Annotated in this window: 15 protein-coding genes; 3 read left to right on the top strand and 12 right to left on the bottom strand. The window is 69.1% G+C overall.

All coding sequences use genetic code 11. From position 1 onward, the window contains the following. The first annotated feature begins 68 nt into the window (after positions 1-68). Entirely contained in the window at positions 69-1088 is a 1020-nt protein-coding gene (locus tag IFSED24_RS09510; protein ID WP_491334982.1) for an integrase core domain-containing protein, read from the top strand. A 208-nt stretch (positions 1089-1296) separates the two neighbouring features. On the opposite strand, the gene IFSED24_RS09505 is transcribed toward IFSED24_RS09510, so the two are convergent. From IFSED24_RS09505 to IFSED24_RS09470, 8 genes are all read right to left on the bottom strand, one after another. Continuing rightward, positions 1297-2463 (bottom strand): amidohydrolase, encoded by a 1167-nt coding sequence (locus IFSED24_RS09505; RefSeq protein WP_491334981.1) that lies wholly within the window; start codon positions 2461-2463, stop codon positions 1297-1299. 87 nt (positions 2464-2550) lie between these two features. Continuing rightward, on the bottom strand, positions 2551-5910 hold the full coding sequence (locus tag IFSED24_RS09500) for an efflux RND transporter permease subunit (RefSeq protein ID WP_491334980.1): 3360 nt from the start codon (positions 5908-5910) through the stop codon (positions 2551-2553). After that, a complete protein-coding gene (locus IFSED24_RS09495) occupies positions 5907-9005 on the bottom strand; it encodes an efflux RND transporter permease subunit (RefSeq protein WP_491334979.1) in 3099 nt (1032 codons plus the stop codon). Before IFSED24_RS09495 ends, IFSED24_RS09500 begins: the two co-directional genes overlap by 4 nt. Beyond that, a complete protein-coding gene (locus IFSED24_RS09490) occupies positions 9002-10315 on the bottom strand; it encodes an efflux RND transporter periplasmic adaptor subunit (RefSeq protein ID WP_491334978.1) in 1314 nt (437 codons plus the stop codon). Before IFSED24_RS09490 ends, IFSED24_RS09495 begins: the two co-directional genes overlap by 4 nt. 20 nt (positions 10316-10335) lie before the next feature. Next, positions 10336-11535 carry an NHL repeat-containing protein gene (locus tag IFSED24_RS09485; RefSeq protein WP_491334977.1) on the bottom strand — a complete coding sequence of 400 codons (1200 nt, stop codon included), beginning with the start codon at positions 11533-11535 and terminating at the stop codon, positions 10336-10338. A gap of 9 nt (positions 11536-11544) precedes the next feature. Continuing rightward, the gene (locus IFSED24_RS09480) at positions 11545-12762 is read right to left on the bottom strand and encodes a hypothetical protein (protein ID WP_491334976.1); all 1218 of its coding nucleotides are present in this window, start codon (positions 12760-12762) and stop codon (positions 11545-11547) included. A gap of 76 nt (positions 12763-12838) precedes the next feature. Further along, positions 12839-14077, bottom strand: coding sequence for a 6-bladed beta-propeller (locus tag IFSED24_RS09475; RefSeq protein ID WP_491334975.1), 1239 nt, complete (start codon positions 14075-14077; stop codon positions 12839-12841). 116 nt (positions 14078-14193) lie between these two features. Beyond that, entirely contained in the window at positions 14194-16302 is a 2109-nt protein-coding gene (locus IFSED24_RS09470) for a hypothetical protein (protein ID WP_491334974.1), read from the bottom strand. A 109-nt stretch (positions 16303-16411) separates the two neighbouring features. On the opposite strand from IFSED24_RS09470, the gene IFSED24_RS09465 reads away from it, so the two are divergent. Together IFSED24_RS09465 and IFSED24_RS09460 are read left to right on the top strand one after the other, a co-directional pair. After that, on the top strand, positions 16412-18085 hold the full coding sequence (locus IFSED24_RS09465) for an amidohydrolase (protein WP_491334973.1): 1674 nt from the start codon (positions 16412-16414) through the stop codon (positions 18083-18085). 142 nt (positions 18086-18227) lie between these two features. Then, positions 18228-19163 (top strand): PhzF family phenazine biosynthesis protein, encoded by a 936-nt coding sequence (locus IFSED24_RS09460; RefSeq protein ID WP_491334972.1) that lies wholly within the window; start codon positions 18228-18230, stop codon positions 19161-19163. Between the two features lie 84 nt (positions 19164-19247). Here IFSED24_RS09460 and IFSED24_RS09455 read toward each other — a convergent pair whose 3' ends face one another. From IFSED24_RS09455 to nadE, 4 genes are all read right to left on the bottom strand, one after another. After that, positions 19248-20459, bottom strand: a complete 1212-nt coding sequence (locus tag IFSED24_RS09455) for an acetate/propionate family kinase (protein WP_491334971.1) — start codon at positions 20457-20459, stop codon at positions 19248-19250. A 14-nt stretch (positions 20460-20473) separates the two neighbouring features. Beyond that, positions 20474-21469 (bottom strand): phosphate acetyltransferase, encoded by a 996-nt coding sequence (gene pta, locus IFSED24_RS09450; protein ID WP_491334970.1) that lies wholly within the window; start codon positions 21467-21469, stop codon positions 20474-20476. A 171-nt stretch (positions 21470-21640) separates the two neighbouring features. Further along, on the bottom strand, positions 21641-22078 hold the full coding sequence (locus IFSED24_RS09445) for an RrF2 family transcriptional regulator (RefSeq protein ID WP_491334969.1): 438 nt from the start codon (positions 22076-22078) through the stop codon (positions 21641-21643). Between the two features lie 105 nt (positions 22079-22183). Beyond that, positions 22184-23167, bottom strand: a complete 984-nt coding sequence (nadE, locus tag IFSED24_RS09440) for an NAD(+) synthase (RefSeq protein WP_491334968.1) — start codon at positions 23165-23167, stop codon at positions 22184-22186. Positions 23168-23201: the final 34 nt, after the last annotated feature.

Raw genomic sequence — 23201 nt, 5'->3', positions numbered from 1 at the left:
GTCCCTTCGGAATATTCGTCCGCCCTATGATTCAAGGACTTATGGCATCTGGTCGATAAGCCTGAATCATGCTCAAACTACTGCTTCAAGCACTGATCTCAGCCTTTCGATCGCGTGATGCGCTCGTAGCCGAGAACCTCGCCCTCCGTCACCAGATCGAGGTCTTCCAGCGCAATTGCACCAGACCAGACCTCCGCTGGCGAGACCGCGCCTTCTGGGACATCCTCAGCTGCATCTGGCCGGACTGGCAGCGATCGCTCTACATCGTCCAGCCCGAGACCGTCATCCGCTGGCACCGACAGGGGTTCCGCTACTACTGGAGATGGATGAGCAGGCCCCGACGATCTGGGCGCCCTCGCATCTCCCGCGAGATCCGCGACCTGATACGCGAGATGTCACTCGCCAACCCAACCTGGGGAGCGCCGCGGATTCATGGCGAGCTACTCAAGCTCGGGATCGATCTTCACCAGGACACGGTCTCGAACTACATGGTGAAGCCAACGAAACCTCCGTCGCAGACCTGGCGAACGTTCCTGGCGAACCATGCCAAAGACATCGCCTCGATCGATTTCTTCACCGTGCCGACGGCGACGTTTCGGGTACTCTACGTCTTCCTCGTAATGGACAACGCCAGGCGGCGGATTATCCACTTCAACGTGACCGAGTCGCCGACTGCGGCCTGGACCGGGCAGCAGATCGTCGAGGCGTTCCCTTGGGATTCTGCTCCGAGGTATCTGCTACGGGACCGGGACGGGAAGTACGGCGACGACTTCAATCGGCGAGTTGACACTCTCGGCTTCGAGCATGTGCTGACGTCTCCACATTCTCCGTGGCAAAACCCATACGTCGAGCGGGTGATCGGGTCCATTCGGCGGGATTGCCTGGATCACGTGATCATCGTCAACGAGCGGCACCTTCGACGGGTCCTTGGCGAGTACCTCGACTACTACCATCGAGACCGGACTCAACTGGGGCTAGCGAAGGACTGTCCGGAGCCTCGAGAGGTTGAGCCTCCCGAGAGAGGCGAGATCAGGCGTCGACCGATCCTCGGTGGGCTGCATCACAGGTACTACCGAGACGCTGCTTAGAGGCTACCTGACTGGTGGGTCGGGTCAATTACCGGGGGTGAGGACTGCTCGGGAGCGCCGTCCGATAGGGGGAAGGTCCGATTCGGCGGCTCCACCGTCCGCCTCCACCCGCTATCAGTTCTTCCCGCTATCCGATCGCCGGTATCAGATCCTCAAGAATCCGGGCGGATGAGATATTCCGAAGGGACAGGGGTCGTTATTCCGGTCTCTAGCGCAAACCGAATTCCCCCAGCAACGCCTCGTAGAACCGCACCCCCACCGGGATCAACTCGTCGGGGAAGTCGAAGTCGCCGGCGTGCAGGCCGGGCTGGCCCTCGCCCGAGCCCAGGCCCACCAGCGCGCCGGTGCACTGCCGGGTGAACCAGCCGAAGTCCTCCGACCAGCGGAACGGGCTCTCGCCGGGCGTGGCGGTCTCCAGGCCGGCCGTCCGTGCGGCCCGGGCCGCGGCGGCCACCGCCAGGTCGTCGTTCTGGGTCACCGGGAACTCCTCCACCCACTCGACCTGGCAGCCCAGCCCCTCCTGCGCCGCCTCGGCGCGGGCCAGGGCCATGGCGCGCTGCTGCAGCTCGGCAAGGACGGCCTCGTCGTCGGCGCGCAATGTCGCCATGATCTCGGCCTCGCCGGGCGTGGTGCCGAAGGCCACCTGGCCCAGGCGCGCGTGCACCACGGTGACCAGGGCCAGGTCGCCGCGCTCCTCGAGGGCCACCGGTAGCGCCACCAGGCTGGTGAGCAGCCGGCTCATGGCCGTCGCGGGGCTGCGTCCGCGCTCGGGATAGGCGGCGTGCGACGTCTTGCCGCGCAGCCGGGTGACCATGCCCACGCTGCCCGCGCAGAACGATCCCGTCTGCAGGAGGACCTGGGCCAGGGGGTAGCGTGGCAGGTTGTGCAGGGCGAAGACGTAGTCGGGGTCGAGCTTCCGCCAGCGCGGGTCCTCGGTCACCGCCCGCGCGCCCTGGCCGGTCTCCTCGGCTGGCTGGAAGACGAGCGCCAGCCGGCCACGCTGCAGCGGCTGCTCGCGCAGGCCCAGCGCCACGCCGCAGAGCATGGCCATGTGTCCGTCGTGGCCGCAGACGTGGGCCACGCCCGGGCGCTGCGAGGAATGGGCCTCGCCGGTGGTCTCGGTGATCGGCAGCGCATCGAGCTCGGCGCGTAGGGCCACCGTGGGCCCGGCGTCGGGCTCGACACCGTGGAAGACCGCGGCCAGGCCGTGGCCGCCGAGACCGTCGAGCAGGCGGGCGGGATTGCTGGGCAGGAGGAATTCCCGCAGGCAAGCTGCGGTGCCGGCCTCCTCGCCGCTGAGCTCCGGATGGGCGTGGAGCTCGCGACGCAGGGTGATGAGCCGGGTGTCAAGCGAGGTGGGGTCCCGCGTCTCCATGCCGGTGAGGATAGCAGAACGCAGCCCCGAAATGATGGAAATATTTTCAAACGTTACACGACGTCCGCCATGGATCCCGTTTCCGTCTCAGGCCGGCACGTTTTCGGCCTGTGGAGCGCTCCGGCGTAGTCGCGCGAACAGCCGCGCCAGCGCCCAGCCCAGCCGCGTGAACGCCCAGTACAGCGCCGGCATGGCCATCAGGATCAGCACCGTGCTGCTGGCCAGGCCGCCGATGGTGGCCAGCGCCAGGTTCTCCCAGATGTCCTTGCCGCCGTCGCCAGTGCTCTCCACCGCGTAGAGCAGGGGCAGGAGCCCGGCGATGGTGGTGCCGCTGGCGAGCAGGATCGACCGCATCTGGATCCGCGTGCCCTCCACGATGGAGCGCTTGAGGATCTGGTAGCGCTCCTGGGCCTCGAGACGCCAGAGGTCGAAGCCGCCGAGGCGCCGTTTGGCGGGCACACCCTGCCCGACCAGGCCCTGGTCCTCCACGATCTCGCGCACCATGAGCCGGAACCGGTTGATCAGCAGGATGGCGTTGTTGACCACGATGCCGAACATCAGCACGAGGCCGATCTGTGCCGAGCTGTCGAAGGTGCTGCCGTCGGCCCAGAACACGCCCACCACCCCGACCAACGCCATGGGCACCGCCAGCATCAACAGCAGCGGCAACGCCAGGCTCTCGGTCAGGGCGGCCAGGGTCATGAAGATGAAGAGCACGGTCAGCAACAGGGTGCGGCCCAGTTCTTCCTCCTCCTCCCGCGAGATCTGCTCGCCCGAGAGATCCTCGGCGGTGAAGCCGTAGGGCAGCTCGAGGCCGTCGATGAGGTCCTTGATGAACGCCTGCTTCATGCGGTCGGTGCCGATGTATTCCCAGTTGATGCGCTGGGCGTAGCGCTGGTCCTTGCGCGTGATGGCCGACAGCTCGGGACGGGTCTCCAGGGTGACCAGCTCCGAGAGCCCGATCTTCTCGCCGCGGCTCGTGGTGAAGGTCTTGGCCAGGACCGCGTCATACTGGATGGTGCTCGATTCGGCGAAGCCCAGCTGGATCTGCTTGTCCTCGCCCTCGATGATCATGTGCCACGGCGTGTCCACACCGAGCAGGCGCCGCAGGTGGCCCAGGACCTCCATCATCGAGAGGCGGTGGCGGGCCAGCGCCTCGCGGTCGAGCAGGATCACCGTCTCGTCGGTGCCCGAGCGCTCGAAGCTGGCGCCGCTGGTGAGCCGCACGTTGCGCGCGCGACGGTTGCGGTCGAGCCGTTCCACGATGCCGTCGGAGAGCTTCTTCAGCTCCTTGCTGTTGTAGCCCGAGAGCATGATGGTGGAGTTGCTGTTGACGCCGCCGCGCCCACCCTTGAAGTAGGGGTCGCCGAAACCGGCGATGTAGATGAACATGCCGCCCAGCTCCTCGGCCAGCAGGATGAGCCGGTTGCGGAACATCTCGGGATAGGCCGAGTAGAGCGTCTCCTCGCTCTCGAACTCGATGCGCATGAACGCGTTGTTCGACCACGCGACCACGCTCATCTTGACGTCGTCGGGCAGCGGCAGCAGCTCGGCCTCGAAGAGCTTCATGGTCTCCGACGCCAGCTTGACGTCGGTGCCCACGGGCCGCGAGAGGTAGACGATGAGCTCCTCCTGGCTGCGCGGCTGCCACCAGCCGCCCTTGACCACCTTGGTGTCGTAGGCCCACCAGGCGCCGTAGAACAGCAGCAGCATCACGATCACCGGGTAGAACCAGAACCGCGTGTGCACCCAGGTGATGCGGTCGACGAAGGCCACGAAGCAGCCGACTCCGACCAGCAGCGCCGCGCCGCCGCCGATCCAGGGCAGCAGATCCATGAGCGCGCGCTGGTCCTTGGCGAGCCAGAGGCCCAGGCTGCTCAGCGCACCCAGCACGATCACCGCCACGCTCCAGAACAGCAGCAGCCGCCAGCCGCCGGGACCGGTGTCGGCGGCGGCTTCGCGCTGCGATTCGCGCTCGGCTGTGCCGCGCAACGCCACGGGCATCCAGCAAAAGGCCACGAAGATCGAGGCGATCATGGCGAAGGCCACGCTCACCGCCAGCGGGATGTAGGTCAGCGCGAGGCGGCCGGTCATGTAGACGAAGCTCAGGAACGCCACCACCGTGGTCAGGGTGGTGGAGATGATGGGGAAGCTCACCTCGCGGGTGCCGCGGACCAGCGCCGCGCGCGCGTCGCCGCCCCGCCGCTCGGTGAGGTGCCGGTGGACCGAGTCGAGCACCAGGATGCTGTTGTCCAGCAGCATGCCGAAGCAGATCGTCAGGCCGCTGATCGTGATGAAGTTCACCGAGATCCCGAAGAAGTAGAACAGGCTCAGGCAGATCACGATGGCGAAGACGATGCTGCTGATCACGATCGCCACCAGCCGCACGCGCCGTAGCGCCACCGCGAGCAGCAGGAACAGGAGCGCCAGGATGGCCACCGAACGCCAGACCAGCTCCTCTAGCTTCTCGCGCAGGTCCTCGCCCTCGTCCTCGTCCACCTCCATGGTCACCGGGAACGGCATGGCGGCCTGGATGTCGGGGATCGCCGCGCGCAGGCGCCGGCTCACCGCCACCGAGTTCTCGCCGCTGCGCTTGGTCACGCGCAGCGTGATCACGTTCTCGCCGTTGATCCGCCGGAACACCGCCACGTCCTCGTGCCCGCGCTCGATCGAGGCCACGTGCGACAGGCGGATCGACTGGTTGCCGAGGTTGCGCAGCACGGTGTCCTCGAGCATGTCCACGGTCACCGAATCGAGGACGGTGACCGTCAGCTCCTGACCCTGATTGCGCACCGCGCCAGCGGGGACGATGTCGTCGCGGGCGTCGAGGCGGTTGTAGATGACGTCGGCGGTCAGGCCGTAGCGGTCCATCTTCTCCAGGTCCAGGTTCACCTTCAACAGCGGCAGCGCGCCGCCCTGCAGCTCGGCGTCGGCCACGCCGCTGATCGCCAGGAAGTACGGCAGCATCCAGTCCTCGGCCTGCTCGCGCAGCTCGTTGGTCTCCAGCGGCGAGATCAGGTTGACTGTGAAGAACTCGTCGGCCTGCATCTCCTCGGGTACTTCGGGCACCACCACCGGCTGCTGCGCCTGCGCGGGCAGGTTGCGCCGGACGTTGCCGAGCTGCTCGTTCAGCTCGAGGCGCGCGAATTCGATGTCGATGTCGCGCTGGTAGCTGATCTCCACGGTGGACTGGCCGTGGCGGCTCGTCGACTCGATCTCCTCGATCCCGCGGCACTGCGCCGCCGCCTCCTCCACCGGCAGGGTGATGGAGCGCTGGATCGCCGAGGGGCTGGCCCCGTTCCACCGCGTGTAGACCGTCAGCTTGGGCAGGTCGGTCTCGGGCATGGCCTCGATGTTCAGCCGCGGCACGGCGTACAGTCCGCAGACCATGAGCGCGGCGAAGAGCATCCAGGTGGCGACGGGGTGGTCGACGAAGAAGCGGATCACGACATGGCTCCCTTCCGACGTTCCTGCCACCCGTGGACCAGTTCGTAGATGCACGGCGTCAGGTAGAGGGTCAGCCAGGTGGCGATGCTCAGGCCGCCGATGATGGTGATGGCGAGCGGGCGCTGGATCTGCTCGCCGGTGCCCAGACCGATACCCATGGGCACCATGGCCAGCACCGTGGTCAGCGTGGTCATGATGATGGGCCGGAAGCGCAGCGTGCCCGCCTCGAGCACGGCTTCGCGCACGGTGAGGCCTTCTTCTTCGCGCAGCCGGCGGATCGTGGCCACCTTGACGATGGCGTCGTTGACCGCGATACCGAGCAAGGCGATCAGGCCGATCAGCGAGATGATGTTCAGCGTCTGGCCGGTGAGCATGAGGGTGACCACCGCGCCCATGACGCCCACGGGCAGCACCGCGGCGATGATCAGGGGATCGATGAAGCTCTCGAACTGCGCGGCGAGGATCATGTAGACCAGCAGCGCCGACAGCGCCAGTGCCCAGGCCAGGTCGTTGAAACTGCGGGTGATCTCCTCCTGCTCGCCGCCGGTGACGAACACCAGGCCGCCCGGACGCGGGGTCCGGTCCAGGATGGGCATGACGTCGGTCCAGACCTCGTCCACGCCCCGGCCCTGCACGTCGCCCGAGATGGTGATCTGGCGGCGCTGGTCGCGGCGGACGATCTCGCGCACCGGCCGCTCGACGCGCTGCGAGACGAAGGTGCCCATGGTGACGGTCTTGCCCCCGGCCAGGGTGACCGGCGAGGCCAGGACCGCGTCCAGGTTCTGGCGCTCGTCCAGAGGCAGGCGCACGGCGATGTCGATGCGCCGGTCGATCTCGTTGAACTGGGTGGCCACGGTGCCCTGGATCCGACCGCGCAGCTCGCTGGCCACGAACTCGGGCTCGATGCCGAAGCGCAGCGCGGTCTCGCGGTCCAGACTCAGGCGCAGCGTGGGGTTGCCCAGGACGCGGTCCATCTCGAGGTCCACGAGGCCGGGCACCTCCTGCAGCCGCGGCAGCAGCTCGTCGGCCACGCGCAGCGCATCGTCGGGGTTCTCCGAGACCACGCCCAGGGTGAACGGAGCCTCACCGCTGGCGAGGATCTCGCCCAGGCCGATGCCCTCGTCGTGGAAGGTCCAGACCGCGCCGGCGAGCCCACTCATCTCCTCCTGGAGCGCGGCCTTCACCTCTTCCATGTCGCGCTGGCCGTGGCGCGAGGGCTCGAGCACCACGCGGATCCGCGCCACGTTGGGCGCGGTGTATTCCTTGAGGCTGGCCAGGGTCTTCTCGGTCTGGCCGACCTGGGTGTAGACGGTCTGGACGTGGGGCTGGCCGGTGAGGAAGTCGGCCAGGCGGGCGGCGATCTCACCCGAGCCCTCCACCGGTGTGCCGGCGGGCAGTTCGAGGTGGACCGAGAAGTCGCCCTGGTTGCGGTCGGGCAGGAAGGTCTTGCGCATGCCCGAGCCGTACCAGGCCGTCCCCGCCAGCGCCAGCACCACCAGGAGCAGGAACAGCGGCTTGTGGTCGAGGACCCAGGGCAGACGGCCGTGATAGGCGCGGCGCCAGGCGTCGAGGATGGCCAGCGCCGGCCGGAACAGCCAGCCGGGGCGTTCCTTCACGCGCAGCAGATGCGCCGACAGCATGGGCTGCAGGAGCAGCGCCGCGAGGACCGAGACCAGCAGCGAGAAGGTCACCGTCAGCGCCTGGTCGCGGAAGAACTCGCCGGCGATGCCGGGGACGTAGATCACCGGGAAGAACACCGCCACGGTGGTCAGTGTGGCGGCGATCACCGGCGACGCCACCTCCTTGGCGGCGTCGGCGCAGGTGGCGGCCACCACGTCGTAGTCGGCCTGGCCGCGCAGCTTGCGCAGGTGCCGGTTGATGTTCTCCAGCACCACGATCGAGTTGTCCACGAGCATGCCGGCCGCCAGCGAGAGGCCGCCCAGGGACATGAGGTTCAGGTTCACGTGCCCGAAGTCCAGGAGCGCGAAGGTGGTCATGATGGACACGGGGATGGCCAGGCCGACCACGATGGGGCTACGCCAGTCGGCGAGGAAGAAGAAGAGGACCACGAAGGCCAGGATCGCGCCGTAGAGCAGCGACTGCTGCAGACCCTGCACCGAATCCTCGACGTAGTCGGCGTCGCGGTACACGTAGATCGCGGAGAACCCGGGGTACTGGTCGGTGAGCACCCCGAGCACCAGGTCCACCTCCTGCGTGGCATCGATGGTGTTCTTGCCAACTTCCTTGTAGAGGTGCAGTGCCACGACCTCGCTGGGGCCCAGATAGGTCAAGCCCTCGGGCTCCTTCACCGTGTCGACCACGTCGGCCACGTCGCTGATGGTGATCCCCGGCCCGGCGGCGGGGATCTCGGTGGATCGGATCTCGTCGAGGCTCTCGAACTCGCCGAGGATGCGCAGCGGCAGGTACAGCGGCCCCTTGCGGATGCGGCCGCCGGGGAAGTTCACGTTGGCCACGAACAGCGCCGAGGCCAGATTCTCCACGGTCAGGCCGTACAGACGGAGCTTCTCGAAGTCGGGCCGCACCAGGATCTCGCGCTCGGCGCCGCCGATGACCTCGGCCTGGCTGATGCCGTCGATCTGCTCCATGGCGGGCTTGACCACCTCGCGGGCGAAGTCGGTCATCTCGCGCAGCGGGTCGTCGCCCTCGAGCACCAGGATGGCGATGGGGCGCGCCGACGGATCCCAGCGCAGCAGCAGCGGCCGGTCGGCGGCCTCGGGGAAGTCCTCGCGGTACGCCACCTGGTCCACCGCCTCGCGGAGGTGGAGGTTGGCGAAGTCCATGTCGGTGCCCCAGTCGTACTGCACCGTGATGGTGGAGACGCCCTCGCGGGTCTTCGAGACGATGCGCCGCACGCCTTCCTGGCCGGCGATGACCTCCTCGAGCGGTTCGGTCACCAGGCGCACCAGATCGTCGGCTGGGGTGTCGGCGTAGTTGGTGATCACCGTCAGGTTGGGGTAGTTGATGGCGGGCAAGAGATCCAGCGCCAGCCGGCTCTTGCCCTGCCAGCCCAGGATCACCAGGCCGGCGAAGACCATCAGCACCGCGACGGGTCGGCGGACGGCGTGACCGATCATCGACCGCTCCCGTCGTCGGACCTGGCGAACGCCCAACGGTCCACCGGGGGCACCTGCTTGCGCACCGAGATCAGGGCCTCGTGGGCCAACGTGAGGTGGTCGCTGACCACGACCTCGTCGCCGGGGGCCAGGCTGCCTCCCGAATGCACCTGCAGGATCTCCACCCAGTAGTCGTTCTGCAGCCCCACCGTGACATAGAGCCACTGGGCGCGGTCGTCGTTGCGTTTGAACACCAGCGGGCGGTCGTCGCGGATGAGGATCGCGCTCTTGGGCACCATCAGCTTGTCGGGGTGGACGAAGCCGGCGATCTCGGCGCGGCAGAACATGCCCGGGCGGAAGCGGGTGCTGGTGTTGGCGAAGCGGATGATCACCTCGCAGGTGCGGCTGGCGGGGTCGAGCGTGGGGGAGATCACATCGACAGTGGCCAGCAGCGTGTCCTGCAGCGCGGGGACGGCCACCCGGGTCGCGCGGCCCGGCTCGAGGTTGGCGAGGTCGGCCTCGAGCACGTTGACCACGGCCTCGAGATTCTGGTTGTCGAAGAGCGTGCAGACCGACTGGCCGGTGGCGATGTTCTCGCCGACCACGACCTGCAGGCCCTGGATGATGCCGGGGAAGGGCGCCCGGATCTCGGTGTATTCCAGGTTGAGACTGGCGCGCGCCTCAGCGATGCGCGCGTCGGCCAGGCCGGTGCGCTGCTGGAACACCTCCTGACGGAAGGCGCCCTGTTCGAGCGCGCCCATCTCCATCTCCAGCAGCCGGGCCTGGTACTCCGACTCGCTCAGATTGCCGCGCTCGTGCAGCCGTTCGAGCTCCTGGCGGCGTGCCTCGAAGTCGCGCAGCGCGTCCATGTCCATCTCGAACGTGTCCTGCTCGGCGGCGACCTGGCTGAGTGCCTGCAGGTGGTCGTAGCGGCTCTTCTCGAGGTCGAGCCGGTATTCGCGGCCGTCGATCCGGGCCAGGAGCTGACCCTTGCGGACGATGTCGCCGTCGCGGACGTTCACCTCCATGAGCTGCCCGCCGATCTTGGCCTTGACCTCGAGCGAGCGCGGGGTGCGGATCTCGCCGTCGGCGAAGATGCTCTCCACCAGTTCGCCGCGGACCACCTGGCCCACGTTCACCTTGATGGCCTTCTCCTTCTTCTCGGGCGTCTCGTCGCCCTCGGCGGTGGCGGTGCTGTCGGCCGCGGTGCTGTCGGCGGCGGCGCCGTCCTGGCCACCGCCCTGGCAGGCACCAAGGGACAGGAGGAAGGCGAAAAACAGGACCGCGCCGAGGCGGCGGGTGAGTTTCGAGTGGTCACGGCAGGCAGGCATGGGGCACCTCGTGTCGGGGGTCAGATGGCCTTGTAACAGATGATTTCCAGGACCGGGGCGTCGTCGCTGGTGCCTTCGATGCCTTGCTGGCTGAGCCAGGCATCGAGGCCGCCCACGACGATGACCACCCGGCCGTCGGAGAGCAGGTAGAGGCCGTCTCGGTCGGGATCGCCCGGCGCCTCGATCACCTGCTGATGCGTGTAATGGCCCTCGGCGTCGAAGACGTCGAAGATGGCGAACGCACCTTCGGGCGTCTCGTTGGCCGGGCTCTGGACCCAGACCTCGCCGTCGGGCCGCACGACCAGACCGGCGATGGCGGGGTCGTTGTCCTCGATGGTCACGCCCTGCAACGGGATGCCGCCGTAGTTGGCGCCGATCCCCTCGTGGATCTTGGTGGCGATCTCGCGCTCCTCGGATGTGCGCACGGGCGCCTTCACCGGACGGGTGAACTGGCGCAGCACCGTGCCGTCGGGCTCCTGGACCTGGACCAGATAGCGGTTGCGGTCCGGGGCGGTGTAGACCCGACCGTCCCGGTCGATGGCCATGCGGCCGACCCAGACGAAGTCCATGCTGGCCTCGTCGAGGCGGAAGTCGGCGTAGTTGATGGCGTACTGCTTGTCCAGGTAGACCACCTTCTCCTGACCCTCGGCGTCGCAGAGCGAGAGGAAGAAGGTCTGCTGCGCCTCAGGACCGCCGCTCTGGTTGAAGCGGATGCCCGCGAGCAGCAGGCCGTCGGGGGCGGCGAGGCCGCTGACCGCGACATAGAACGTGGCCGGATCGCCCAGGGGCTGGTACTGCGACTGGCCGCCGGGGGTCCCGTCGGGATTCAGGTAGACCAGCCGCCCCGGGAAGCTCTGCGCGATGCAGAGGCGCCCGTCGGGTAGATAGAACGCGTCGGCGGGACCGCGGACCTCGCCGGGGCCGTCGCCCTCGCGGCCGAGGGTCTGCTGCCAGGTGCCGTCGGCCTCGTAGACCTGGACCTGGGACAGCTGGTTGTCGAGGACCAGGACCGTCCCGTCCGGACCGGCCAGGATGCGGCCGATGCTGCCGAAGAAGACCTCGTCGTCCTCGCCGCCCGCGCGCCAGACCTCCTGGAGCGTCACGCGCTCGGTCTGGCCGGAGGCTTCGGCCGGGTTCTCGACAAGTGGCACCGCGGCGCCGGCCAGAGAGGCGATCAGGGCGATCAACGCGAGCGCCACTGTGGGGATGCGCACGGTCATGGTCGTCTCCTAGTGCTGCTCGACGGCTCTCAGGCCGACGATTTCCAGCGGGGCGGCATCGCTGAACGCCGCGTCCGCGTCATCGGTTTCGGTGCCGCGCATGGCGGCCATGGCCTCGGCGTGGCCCTTGATCAGGACGAACCGGCCGCCTCCCAGGGGGAAGAGCGCGTCGCGATGGGCCAGACCTTCGCACTCTACGGCCGTTTGCCGGATGAAGTTGCCCTGGGGATCGAAGACGTCGTAGGTGAGCAGGACGTCGGCCGGCTGATCCTGGTCACTGCGGCTGTGGCGGATCCAGAGCTCGCCGTCGGGCATGGCGTGCAGGGCGAGGATGTCCGGGACGGTGGGCAGGACCTCCACCTGGAGGTTGGCCGGGCGCCGACCGCCGCGGCCCCGGAAACGGCCGAAGCGGGCCTCGACGGCGTCTTTCTCGGCGCTGGTGCGGGGTCGCGAGTCGAAGGTGCGGGAGAAGACGCGCTCGAGGCCGCCGGGCCCGTGGATCTCCAGGCGGTACTCGTTGCGCTCGGGAGCCAGGACCACCTGGCCGGCGGCGGTGACCGTCCAGCGCCCTTCGCCGGCCCAGTCGCCGTCCCGCTCGCTGATGGTCTGGGAGGCCAGGTTGCGCTCGCGCTCCACGTGGTAGTACGGATGGCCCACGGTGCCGTCCTCGGCCAGGGGGGCGATCCAGAGATCCAGGTTGAAGATCTCGTCGCGGCGGACCATGCGCCGTCCGGCCGCCACCAGCAGGTCGCCGGCGCGCTGGACGCCGGCGAGCATGAGCCGGCCGCCGGATTCGCCCCAGTGCGGGGTGATGTCGCCGGCGGGCAGACCCTCGCGGTCCACCATCACCACCCGTCCAGGCATCAGCTGGACCAGGCCGATCCGGTCGCCGGACAGCGGCAGGACGCCCCCGAGGCGGGTGACCTCGCCGGGTCCCTCGCCCTGGCGGCCAAGCACGCCGAGGACCGCGCCTGACGGATCGACCACCGTGACCTGCATGAGCTGGATGTCGGCCAGCAGCACGCGCCCCTCGTCGTCCAGGGCCACGTGGTCGATCACGCCGAAGAAGGCCTCCTCGTCGTTCTCGCCGCCTAGCCGCCACTCGGTTTGCAGGCGCAGGTGCCGGACCCCATCGCGCGGTGCGGGGCCATTGACGGTTTCGGGGACGGGGGCGGCCGTGGTCAGATCGGCGGCCAGCAGCAAGCAGCAGAGCAGGGCGCGGGGCATGGACTTCCTCCGGAATCGTACCCGGCGGCCGTTGGGGGCCGCCGGGTAGCATAGACCATCATCGGGATGCTGACCCCTACTTAATGCCGTAGCAGACGATTTCCATCGGTTCGGCCTCGCCGTCCTGCTCGCCGCCCATGACCGAGAGCACGGCGTCCCAGAAGCCGCGGACCACCACGAGCTGATCGGCGTCGGTCAGCAGGGTGAGGTCGACCCCGGGGTTGCCCGGCACGTTGGCCGTGACCTGGCGCAGGTATTCGCCCTCGCTGGAGAAGACGTCCCAGGTGGTGAGCGCGCCCTCGGGGGGCACATACATGCCGCGGCTGGTGGTCACCCAGTAGGTGCCGTCGCGGTGGCAGTGGACGCCCCAGATGTCCTGCTCGAGGTCGCTGACCTTCTTGGCGGTGTCGGGGGGCAGCTGCCGGGTCTGGGCGTCGATCATGGCGGCGAAGCGCGCCTTGATGGGCTCGGTGCGGGTCCAGCTCTCGTACTCGCGGCCGAAGACACGTTCGAGGGTGCCGTCGGGGGCGTAGACCGAGATGAGGTACTCGGTACGCGGCTCGGCGATGATCACCCGGCCGGTGTTGTCGACCCCCAGCCGCCACCAGACGAAATCGTTCTCGTCCTCGTCCACGGTCACGCCGGTGGCCATGTTCCAGACGATCTCCTTGCCGCAGTACTCGTGGAGGCTCGAGCCGTCGGCGGCGCAGGAGCGGACGAACATGTGCCGGTTGAGGATGCTGGACTCCTGGTCGAACTCGATCTTCAGGCCCATGGCCACCAGGTTGTCGCCGCCGTAGCGGGCGTCGATCATGAAGGCCATGTTGCCCTGGGTGGGGTCGCCGGCGCCGAGGAGGACCTCGCCGCCGGGCGTGCCGTCCTTGTTGAGCATGATGAGCTTGCCGGGGAAGGCCTGGATGACGCCGATCCGGTCGTCGGGGGCGAAGGTGATGCGCTGGGCGCCCTGGAACTCGCCGGGTCCCTCGCCCTGGCGGCCGAGCGTGCCGGTGAGCTCGCCGTCGGCCGAGAAGACCTTGACCTCGGAGAGCTGGGCGTCGAGGACGTAGAGGTTGCCCTCGGGATCGGCCAGGACGCTGGTGACCAGGCCGAGGAGGACCTCCTCGTCGTTCTCGCCGCCGCGCCGCCAGCGCTCCTCGAGCTGCAGCTCCTGGACCCCGTCGCGAGGCGTGGCGCTGTTCATGACGTGGGGGACGCCGTCCTTCATCTCGGTCTCGGCGGTGGCGGGTAGGCAGAACAGGATGGGGAGCAGGGCGGCCGCGAGGAGCGCGAGCCGCGGTCGGGCGAAGGTGTTCATGATGGGATCTCCTGGTTCGGTTGTCGGGGACGCGGGGGGTACCCGGGGCAGCCGGGCAGTATTCGTGCCGCGCGTCGAGGCCTCTACGTCGTGGGTCTCGTGTCGGTTGCAAACGGTCATTGGGGCAGCCCGGCGACCCAGATCGCGGCGCGGCCCCAGGCCTGGCTGAAATCGAGTCCGCCGGGGACGCTGCGCTGCGGATCCAGGGGCCGCTGACGAGCGGCGAGGGCGCGGCGCATGGCCGCGGCCTGGTCGTCCGCGGTCACCTCGTCGCTGAACCAGAGCCAGCCCACCGGGAGGTCCGGCGGCAGGTTCTGCATCCTGGCCGCGATGCTAGCCGCGTCCTCGCCCGGATAGGGTACGAAATGCATGCCCGTGATGGCGAGGACCGCGGCCAGCTGGTCGGGATGGGCGGCCGCGGTCTCGAGCGCGGTGGCGGCCAGGAGGTCGACGCCGGCGAGGTGGACCGGGCCGCAGGCCAAGAGCTGGCGCAGCCAGGCGAGCAGGCGGCCGGTGCGGGCCAGCGCCAGGGCCGGATCGTGCTGCGGCGGCAGGTGGGGGACGGCAATGACCACGGCGGGTCGCGGGCCGGTGGAGTCGTCCCAGCGCTCGTCGATCACCCGGGGAGCCATGGTCACCGCCCGGGGCTCGGCGCCCGGGGCCCGGGCCAGCAGCAGCAGCGTCCGCACTGGATCGCCGCGTCGCCAGCCTGCGGGCAGCGCCAGGCTGCAGCGGAGCGCCGGCTGGTCGCCCTCGGCGGGCAGTACCGCCAGGTAGGTGCCCCCGGCCGGCAGGCTGGTCCCGGTGGCCTCGAGGTTGGCGAGCATGGTTGCCAGCTCCAGGATGGTGGTGCCCATGGCCGAGCAGTCCTGACGCGGCAAGCGGTCCTGCAGGGCGGCCGCGATGGCCTGCAGGCGGTAGCGGAGCGATGGCTGTTCGCCGGGGTCGGCCGCGGTCAGGCGCCGGGCGGCCTCGTCCAGCCAGCCGGCGGGTAGCGAGACGAGGGCCACGTCCCAGCTGGCGCCCGGGATGCTGGCGCCCAGCCGGAGCGGGCCGGCGGGCAGGTCGGCGGGCAGGGTCACCGACGCCAGGCGGCGACCCGGACCGCCCGTCACCGGGATGGTCTCGTCGAGGCGGATGGTCCCGGCGTGGTCGCGGAGGACCAGCCGCGCGTTCAGGGGACGCGCGTCGGGCGCCACCACCGCCAGGGTGGCGACGGTCGGGTCGGCGCCAAGGAGCAGCGTGTCGTCCAGACGGCCGCGCACCTGCGGTCCCGAGGAGGCGGGCCAGACCACGGTCACCGGGACCCCGCGCCGCCAGCGATGTTGCCGCTGGCCGAGGGCCGGGTCGGCAATCCAGGCGGCATGACCGTCGGCCTCGTCCTGGGCCCGGCGCACGAAGACCAGGTTCACGGCCAGGGTGTCGTCGACCAGCGGATGGAGCGTGCCGCAGGCCTGCCAGGGGATGGTGAAGGCCAGGCGCAGGTCGCCCGATTCCTGGTCGCGGCGGAGCTTGGGCGTCAGTTCGGTGAGCCGCTGCCAGGTGGCGCCCAGCCGGACGGCGCCCGAGGGCAGGCCGTCCGCCAGGCCGATGGCGAATTCGTGGCCCAGCCGGCCTTCGCCGGTCTGCGGATCCTCGGGCAGGGTCACGCTGACCAGGACGCCGCTGCCGCCCTGCCAGACCGCTGCGCCGTCCAGGCGCCCCCCTACCACGACGACCTCGGCCTCGAGGCCGTCGGCCGTGGCGCGGAGGCGTGCCGAGGCCTCGGGAGGATTGAGGCCGCCGCGACGGTCCGGCAGGTCGAAGCGGGCGGACCAGGTGTCGGCGGTCAGCGCGCGCGCGCGCTCCCCGGTGCGGGCGGCCAATCCACCGGCCCAGGCCCCACGCAGCTCGCGGTACGCCGGATCCGCGGTGAGGTCGCCCAGATCCGGGTCGGCGTCGGCGTGCCGGAAATCGTCGAAGCCCAGGTTCACGGCCTCGCGGAACGCCGCCACCGCGGCACCGTGCTCCCCGTGCTGTTCCTCGAGCCCGGCCAGGTTGTACCAGAGTGCGGGCGCGCCGGGCAGGACCTCGACGCAGCGGCGGGCGGTGGACAGCGCCGCCTCGTGCTCGCCAGCGGCGAGCTGGCGCTGGAGGGTGCGCAGCAGATCCTCGGTCTGGTCGGCCCGGGCGGACACGGTCGCCAGCAGCAGCAGACAGCAGAGCGGAAGGAGGGAACGGCGCATGGCGACCTCGCGGAGGATTGGACGTTTGTTGCCGGACAGCCAGGTGATAATCTAGTCGGACAGTCCCCAACAACCCAAGGACCGACCTGCGGTTCCCCGGAGGAGTCCCATGCTCGCGTTGCTGGCCCTGGCCACCCTGCTAGTCGTTCCCGGTCCCGAGGCGCTGAGCGTCGACCCGCCCGCCGCACCGGCCGATCTCATCCTGCATGGCGGCCGCGTGCTGACCATGCTCGAGCCCGAACCCGTGCCGGCGCCCACGGCGCTGGCCTGCCGGGACGGTCGCCTGATCTGGGTGGGCGACGACGCCACCACCCTGGCGCTGGCGGGTCCCGGAACCGAGGTGGTGGATCTGGCGGGACAGGTGGCGATCCCGGGCCTGGTGGACAGCCACGCCCATCTCTACGGGCTGGGCAAGGCGCTGGCCGAGATCGACCTCGTGGGAACGGGCAGCGCCGCGGAGTGCGTGGTGCGGGTGCAGCAGGCCGCCGCGAACGTTCCGACGGGCTGGTTGCAGGGCCGCGGGTGGGACCAGAACGACTGGGCCGAGATCCGCTGGCCGCACCGACGGCTGCTGGATACCGCGGTGCCCGGCCGCCCGGTGCTGCTACGCCGGATCGACGGCCACGCGGCCTGGGCGAGCAGCGAGGCACTGCGCCTGGCGGGAATCACCGCCGCCTCGGTCGACCCTGCGGGGGGAGCCATCCTGCGCGACGAATCCGGCGAGCCCACCGGGATCCTCCTGGATAACGCCGTGGACCTGGTGCTGGCGCAGATCCCGGCGCCATCGCCGGCGGAGATCACCCGCCGCATCGAGCTGGCCCAGGCCCGCTGCCTCGAGAACGGGCTGGTGGGGCTCCACGAGATGGGCGCCACCTGGCAACGGGTCCAGATCTATCGCGACCTCGCGGCCAGCGGCGCGCTGGCCCTGCGCCTGCACGTCTTCCTCGACGATCTGCCCGGGACCCTCGCGGCGGGTCTCGCAGCCGGACCCTACACCAGTGACGATTTCATGCTCCAGGTCCGTGGTCTCAAGCTCTACGCCGATGGCGCCCTCGGCAGCCGTGGCGCCCTGCTGCACGCCGATTACAGCGACGATCCCGGCAACCGCGGCCTGCAGGTCACGCCCACCGACCACCTCCGCGAGGTCTGCCGGCGCGCGCTGGCCGGCGGCTGGCAGGTCGGTACCCACGCCATCGGCGACGCGGCCAACCGGCTGGTCCTGGACCTCTACGAGGAGGTCCTCGGCGCCGAGCCCGGGGACCGTCGCTGGCGCGTGGAGCACGCCCAGATCCTCGACCCCGCCGACCTGCCCCGCTTCGCCGTGCTGGGGGTGATCGCCGCCATGCAACCGGTCCACTGCACCAGCGACATGGACTGGGCGGACGAGCGTCTTGGTCAGGAGCGGCTCGGCGGAGCCTACGCCTGGCGCTCGCTGCTCGATTCGGGGGCGGTGGTCTGCTTCGGCACCGATGCGCCCATCGAGTCCATCGACCCTCTGGCGGGGCTGTTCGCCGCCCGCACCCGCACCCATCCGGATGGCACGCCCGCAGGGGGCTGGCAGTCCCAGGAGCGTCTCGACGGCCGCACCGCCCTGCGCCTGTACACCCTCGGGTCTGCCTACGCGGCGTTCCTCGCTGGCGAAACGGGGGTTCTGGCCCCCGGCAGGCTGGCCGACGTGACCGTGCTCACCGGCGATCCGACCACCGAGCCTCCCGAAGATTTGCTCGGTCTGGAAGCCTGTTTGACCGTGGTCCAGGGGCGGATCCGGTGGCGGGCGGAGTGATCCCGGGAACATGCTGGATCCCCGGGCAGTTTTCCGCTACCATGTGAGTTGGGGCATCCGTCGTCCCGCTCTGCCAAATTCTACCCGCCACGGGCCGATCATGACTGGCATGCGGGCGGCGCCCCGGAAGGGAGACAACCCCATGGCCGTCATTCCTCTGCACATCGTGGATGCCTTCGCGGACAGACCGTTCGGGGGCAACCCGGCTGCCATCATCCCCAATGCCGCGAGTCTGGATGACGAGGAGATGGTCCGCATCTCCGAGGAACTGGGTATGGAGGTGGGGTTCGTCCTGCCACCCGAGGCCAGGGAAGCCGACGTCCGCATCCGTTTCTTCATCGACCGCAGCGAGGACTCGCTCAGCGGTCACGTTCTCATGGCAGCGTTCACGAGCATGGCCGACCGCGGGATCTTCCGGCCCACGGCCAGCGGGCGCCTGCTGCATGTGGAGACCCTGGCTGGCATCCTCCAGGTGCGGCTGATCGCCGAATCGCGGGGCTTGACTCGGATCGACTGCGAGATGCCCACGCCGCGTTTCGGCGAGGAGTTGCCGCAGGACGAGGTGGCGAACGCCCTGGGCATGCCGGCGGAGCAGCTTCAGCTCGGCGAGTTCGGCCCCCAGCGGGTCTCCTGCGGCTTCGACCAGATCCTCGTCCCGGTGGCCAGCCGGGAACTGATGCGCGGCAACCTGCGGGACATGTGCGGGATCAACGATCTCCTCGATGCTCGCGGCGCTGCTGGTCTGGTCCTTTTCAGCCCCGAGACACACCGCGACGATGCCGATTTCTACTGCCGCTTCTTCCATCCAGGCGACCGCCGCTGCGAGGACATCGCCAGCGGGACCTGTCTGGCGGCCGTGGCCGCCTATGCCGTGGAGCACGAGCTCGTGCCCCGCGCCGAACGCATGACCGTGGTCACCGAGCAGGGGCACACCCTGGGTCGACCCACACGCTGCGAGATCCACGTGCGCATGCTCGAGGACGGCATCACCGGGGTCCACCTCGTGGGGACCGGCGCCGTGGTGATGCGTGGCTCGCTCCAGTTCAACCGGATGGCGCGTCTGGAGGCCATCGGCTAGGCCCCGTCGTCGCAACCTTGGACAGAAAGAGGGACGCCCGGTGGGGCGTCCCTCCTGTCGTTTGCGCCGCCAGTCCAGCGCGGCTCAGGCGTGCCTGTGCTCGAGCACCAGGTCGCGCGTGTCGCGGGCGATCATGAGCTCCTCGTTGGTGGGGACGATCATGATCTTGGTCCGCGAGTGGGGCTTGCTGATGATGGCCTCGTCGTGGCGCACGCCGTTCTCGAAGGGGTCCAGCTCGGCGCCGATGATCTCGAGACCGCGGCACGACCACTCGCGGATCATCGAGCCGTTCTCGCCCACGCCGGCGGTGAAGATGATGGCGTCGACGTGCCCCAGCGCCACGGCGTAGGCGCCGATGTACTTGCGGATGTGATAGCAGTAGACCTCGAGGCCCAGCCGCGCCCGCTCGTTGCCGGCGGCGTACTCGCGCTCGACGTCGCGCAGGTCGCTGCTGATCCCGCTGATGCCGTAGATCCCGCTCTCCTTGTTGAGGATGCGGTCGACATCGTCCAGCGTGATGTCGAGCTTCTTGGCGAGGAAGCCCACGATGGCGGGATCGATGTCGCCGCTGCGGGTGCCCATGACCAGGCCCTCCAGCGGCGTGAAGCCCATGCTGGTGTCCACCGAACGCCCGTTCTTCACCGCGCAGACCGAGGCGCCGTTGCCCAGGTGGCAGGTGATGAAGTTGCAGGTGTTGGGCGCGCGGCCGAGGATCTCCGCGGCACGGATCGACACGTAGCGGTGGCTGGTGCCGTGGAAGCCGTAGCGGCGCACGCCGAATTCCTTGTAGTACTTGTAGGGCAGCGGATAGATGTAGGCCCAGTCGTTCATGGTCTGGTGGAAGGCGGTGTCGAAGACGCCGACCTGCGGCACCGTGGGCATGACCTTCTGCGCCGCCTTGATGCCGACGATGTTCGGCGGGTTGTGCAGCGGCGCCAGGGGGATGCACTCCTCGAGCGCGTCGACCACGTCCTGGGTGATGGGCACCGAACCTGCGTACTTCTCGCCGGCGTGCACCACGCGGTGGCCCACGGCGGTGATGGCCGACATGTCGGCGATGACGCCGTGGTCGGGCGAGGTCAGCGCCGCGATCACCAGCTCGATGGCGCGGGCGTGGTCGGGCACGGGCAGTTCCTGCAGGACCTTGTCGTGGTCGGGGCGCTTGTAGGTGTGGATCCCCATCTCCAGGCCGATGCGCTCGATCAGGCCCTTGGCCAGGAGGGTCTCGTCGTCCATGTCCAGAAGCTGGTACTTCAGGGAGCTGCTGCCACAGTTGATGACCAGGACGTTCTGCATGGTTCGGGTCCTTCCTAGGCGTTGCTCTGCAGCGCGGTGATGGCGACCACGTTGACGATGTCGTCCACGCTGCAGCCCCGGCTGAGGTCGTTGACCGCGCCGGCCAGCCCCTGCATCACCGGGCCCACGGCCTCGGCTCCCGCCAGGCGCTGCACGAGCTTGTAGCCGATGTTCGCCGCGTCGAGGTCGGGGAAGACCAGCACGTTGGCGCGGCCGGCCACCGGGCTCTCGGGCGCCTTGCGCTGGCCGATGGCGGGCACCAGCGCGGCGTCGGCCTGCAGGGGGCCGTCGACCTGGAGTTCGGGCTGGCGCTCCTGCAGGATCGCCAGCGCGGCCTCGACCTTGTCCACGTCCTGGCCCACGCCGCTGCCCATGGTGCTGTAGCTGAGCATGGCGACCCGCGGCTCGAAGCCGCAGAGCGCCCGGGCCGTGCGGGCGGTGGCGGTGGCGATGTCGGCGAGCTGCTCGCTGTTGGGCTGGGGGTTCACGGCACAGTCGCCGAAGACGATCATGCCGTCCTCGCCCAGGTCCCAGTCCTCCTTGACCATGACGAAGCAGCTGGACACGATGCTCGTCCCCGGCGCCGTGCCCAGTAGGTGGAAGGCCGCGCGCAGCACGTCGCCGGTGCTGCTGACGGCGCCGGCGACCATGCCGTCGGCCCGGCCGCGCGCCACCATCATGGCGCCGAAGAACAGGGGGTCGGCCATGGTCTCGCGCGCGAGCTCGGCGGTCATGCCCTTGGCCTCGCGCTTGGCATGATAGGCGGCGGCGTACGCGTCGAATTCGGCGTCGGCGGTGTGGTCGATCAGGTCCAGGCCGGAGGGGTCGATCCCCAGTTCGGCGCACTGGGCGGCGATCCGTGCGGGGTCGCCCAGCAGGACGATGCGGGCGATCTGCTCGTCCCGGATGAGGGCGGCGGCGCGCAGCATGCGCTCGTCGGCGGCTTCGGGCAGCACGATGGTCTTGCCCAGCGCAGCGGCGTTGCGACGCAGGCGACGGACGAACTCCATGGCGGAACCTTTCGACGGTAACGGTTCGGGGCGGGAACCAACGGAAAATGGGCCCTCGTCCGGGTGAAGTCAAAAACTCAACAACCCAGGTCCGGCCCGCAGCGGAACCCGCGAAACCCTGGCTAAAGGGTCGGTTCGGATCGGGTTGAGGTTGAGTGAGAATCCAGAAACTCAGGCCTCGAACGACAGTGGCGACGAGTCGGTGTCGGCGGCGGCCAGCAAATCGGCCAGAGTGAAACTGCGCCAGAAATCCTGCATGCGCGAATCCAGCAGCTTCCAGACGCTGTGGGCCACGCAGGATTCTGTGCGGCAGCACACGGCCGGATTGTCGACACACTCCACGAGATGAGGATGCGAATCGAGCGCCTGGATCACGTCCCAGAGCGTGACCTCGGCAGGATCCTTGGCCAGCACGTAGCCGCCCTTGACGCCCTTCTGGCTCACGACCACTCCGGCGCGGCGCAGCGGACTGATGACCTGCTCGAGGTACTTGCCGCTGATGCCCTGTTCCTGCGAGATCGTGGAGATGGAGACCGGCGGGCCACCATAGCCGTCGGCGATGCGGAGGATGGCCCGCAAACCATAACGAACCCTGGTATTGATCTTCATTGCTGGGTCCCCTCATCATGAGTGACCGCGTGTGCCGGGCTGAAGGGTGACCCGGCAATTAAAGGCAATTCGCGGTCCTGATTCAAGAAATAGTCCCGGAAGCCGCTACTTGACGATCTCCGGCACGTCCTTGACCAGCACGGGAGGCAGCTGCAAGGGGCGCGTGGTGGCGCGCTTGCGGTCGATGTCCTTGTAGACCCGGCCCACCTGTTCGGCGGTGAGGCCCAGCGCCGGGGCGGCCTCGGCGGGGGCGACACCGTGGTTCTTGGCCCACAGCAGGAGGTCCATCTCGGCGTAGGGGAGCACGAAGTAGAACTCGTCCTGGCCCTGCTCGAGGCTGTAGGTGTCGGTGGTGGGGGTGGAGCTGCAGATCCGGTCGGGCAGGCCGAGGTGGCGGGCCAGGGCGTAGACCTGGGTCTTGTAGAGGTGGGCGATGGGCTTCACGTCCGCCGAGCCGTCGCCGTTCTTGACGAAGAAGCCCTGGTCGTACTCGAGGCGGTTGGGCGTGCCGGCCACCGCGAAGTTGAGCCGGTCGGCGTGGTAGTACTCCAGGGTCTTGCGGATGCGCTGCTTGAAGTTGGTGGCGGCCACGATCTCGAGGTACGCCTGGAGGGGGAGGCGCGCGTCTTGGCGGCGGCCGTCGGGATCCTCCACCACGATGTGGTAGACGTTGATGCGGTCGCTGTCGAGCAGGTTGCCCGGCAGGACGATCTTGGACTTCCAGCCCGCGCCGTAATCGGGAAAGACGCGGCGGATGGCGTCGTCGTAGCGCTGGTAGCAGCCGATGGCCGCCAGGGTGGGCTGGATGTTCTCCACGGTGTAGGCCACGCCCAGATGTTCGCAGAGCTCGCGGCCCAGGTCCTTGCTGGCGTCGGAGGAGTCGCGCTCGGGCATGAGCAGGCCGAAGACCCGATCGGGGCCGAAGGCGCGCACGGCCAGGCCGAGGGTGGTGCTGCTGTCGATGCCGCCGGAGACGCCCACCACGAGGCCGCGCCGCAGCAGGGTCTTGGTCACGGTCTCGCGCAGGCGGTCGCAGATCTCCCCGGCTTCCCGTTCCAGGTCGATCGTCAGGACTTCGCGGCTGAACATGGGCGGCTCCTCGGTCGTTGATGCTCGGGCACAC

Source organism: Candidatus Latescibacter sp. IFSED24, assembly GCF_058273205.1.
The sequence above is the reverse complement of the archived record's forward strand: the minus strand, read 5'-3'. Positions and strand labels throughout refer to the sequence as shown.

Bases quoted from the DNA above. Each gene is read 5' to 3' on its own strand.
- IFSED24_RS09510 (WP_491334982.1), top strand. From the start codon at position 69: ATGCTCAAACTACTGCTTCAAGCACTGATCTCAGCCTTTCGATCGCGT.
- IFSED24_RS09505 (WP_491334981.1), bottom strand. From the start codon at position 2,463: ATGGAGACGCGGGACCCCACCTCGCTTGACACCCGGCTCATCACCCTG.
- IFSED24_RS09495 (WP_491334979.1), bottom strand. From the start codon at position 9,005: ATGATCGGTCACGCCGTCCGCCGACCCGTCGCGGTGCTGATGGTCTTC.
- IFSED24_RS09490 (WP_491334978.1), bottom strand. From the start codon at position 10,315: ATGCCTGCCTGCCGTGACCACTCGAAACTCACCCGCCGCCTCGGCGCG.
- IFSED24_RS09485 (WP_491334977.1), bottom strand. From the start codon at position 11,535: ATGACCGTGCGCATCCCCACAGTGGCGCTCGCGTTGATCGCCCTGATC.
- IFSED24_RS09480 (WP_491334976.1), bottom strand. From the start codon at position 12,762: ATGCCCCGCGCCCTGCTCTGCTGCTTGCTGCTGGCCGCCGATCTGACC.
- IFSED24_RS09475 (WP_491334975.1), bottom strand. From the start codon at position 14,077: ATGAACACCTTCGCCCGACCGCGGCTCGCGCTCCTCGCGGCCGCCCTG.
- IFSED24_RS09470 (WP_491334974.1), bottom strand. From the start codon at position 16,302: ATGCGCCGTTCCCTCCTTCCGCTCTGCTGTCTGCTGCTGCTGGCGACC.
- IFSED24_RS09465 (WP_491334973.1), top strand. From the start codon at position 16,412: ATGCTCGCGTTGCTGGCCCTGGCCACCCTGCTAGTCGTTCCCGGTCCC.
- IFSED24_RS09460 (WP_491334972.1), top strand. From the start codon at position 18,228: ATGGCCGTCATTCCTCTGCACATCGTGGATGCCTTCGCGGACAGACCG.
- IFSED24_RS09455 (WP_491334971.1), bottom strand. From the start codon at position 20,459: ATGCAGAACGTCCTGGTCATCAACTGTGGCAGCAGCTCCCTGAAGTAC.
- pta (WP_491334970.1), bottom strand. From the start codon at position 21,469: ATGGAGTTCGTCCGTCGCCTGCGTCGCAACGCCGCTGCGCTGGGCAAG.
- IFSED24_RS09445 (WP_491334969.1), bottom strand. From the start codon at position 22,078: ATGAAGATCAATACCAGGGTTCGTTATGGTTTGCGGGCCATCCTCCGC.
- nadE (WP_491334968.1), bottom strand. From the start codon at position 23,167: ATGTTCAGCCGCGAAGTCCTGACGATCGACCTGGAACGGGAAGCCGGG.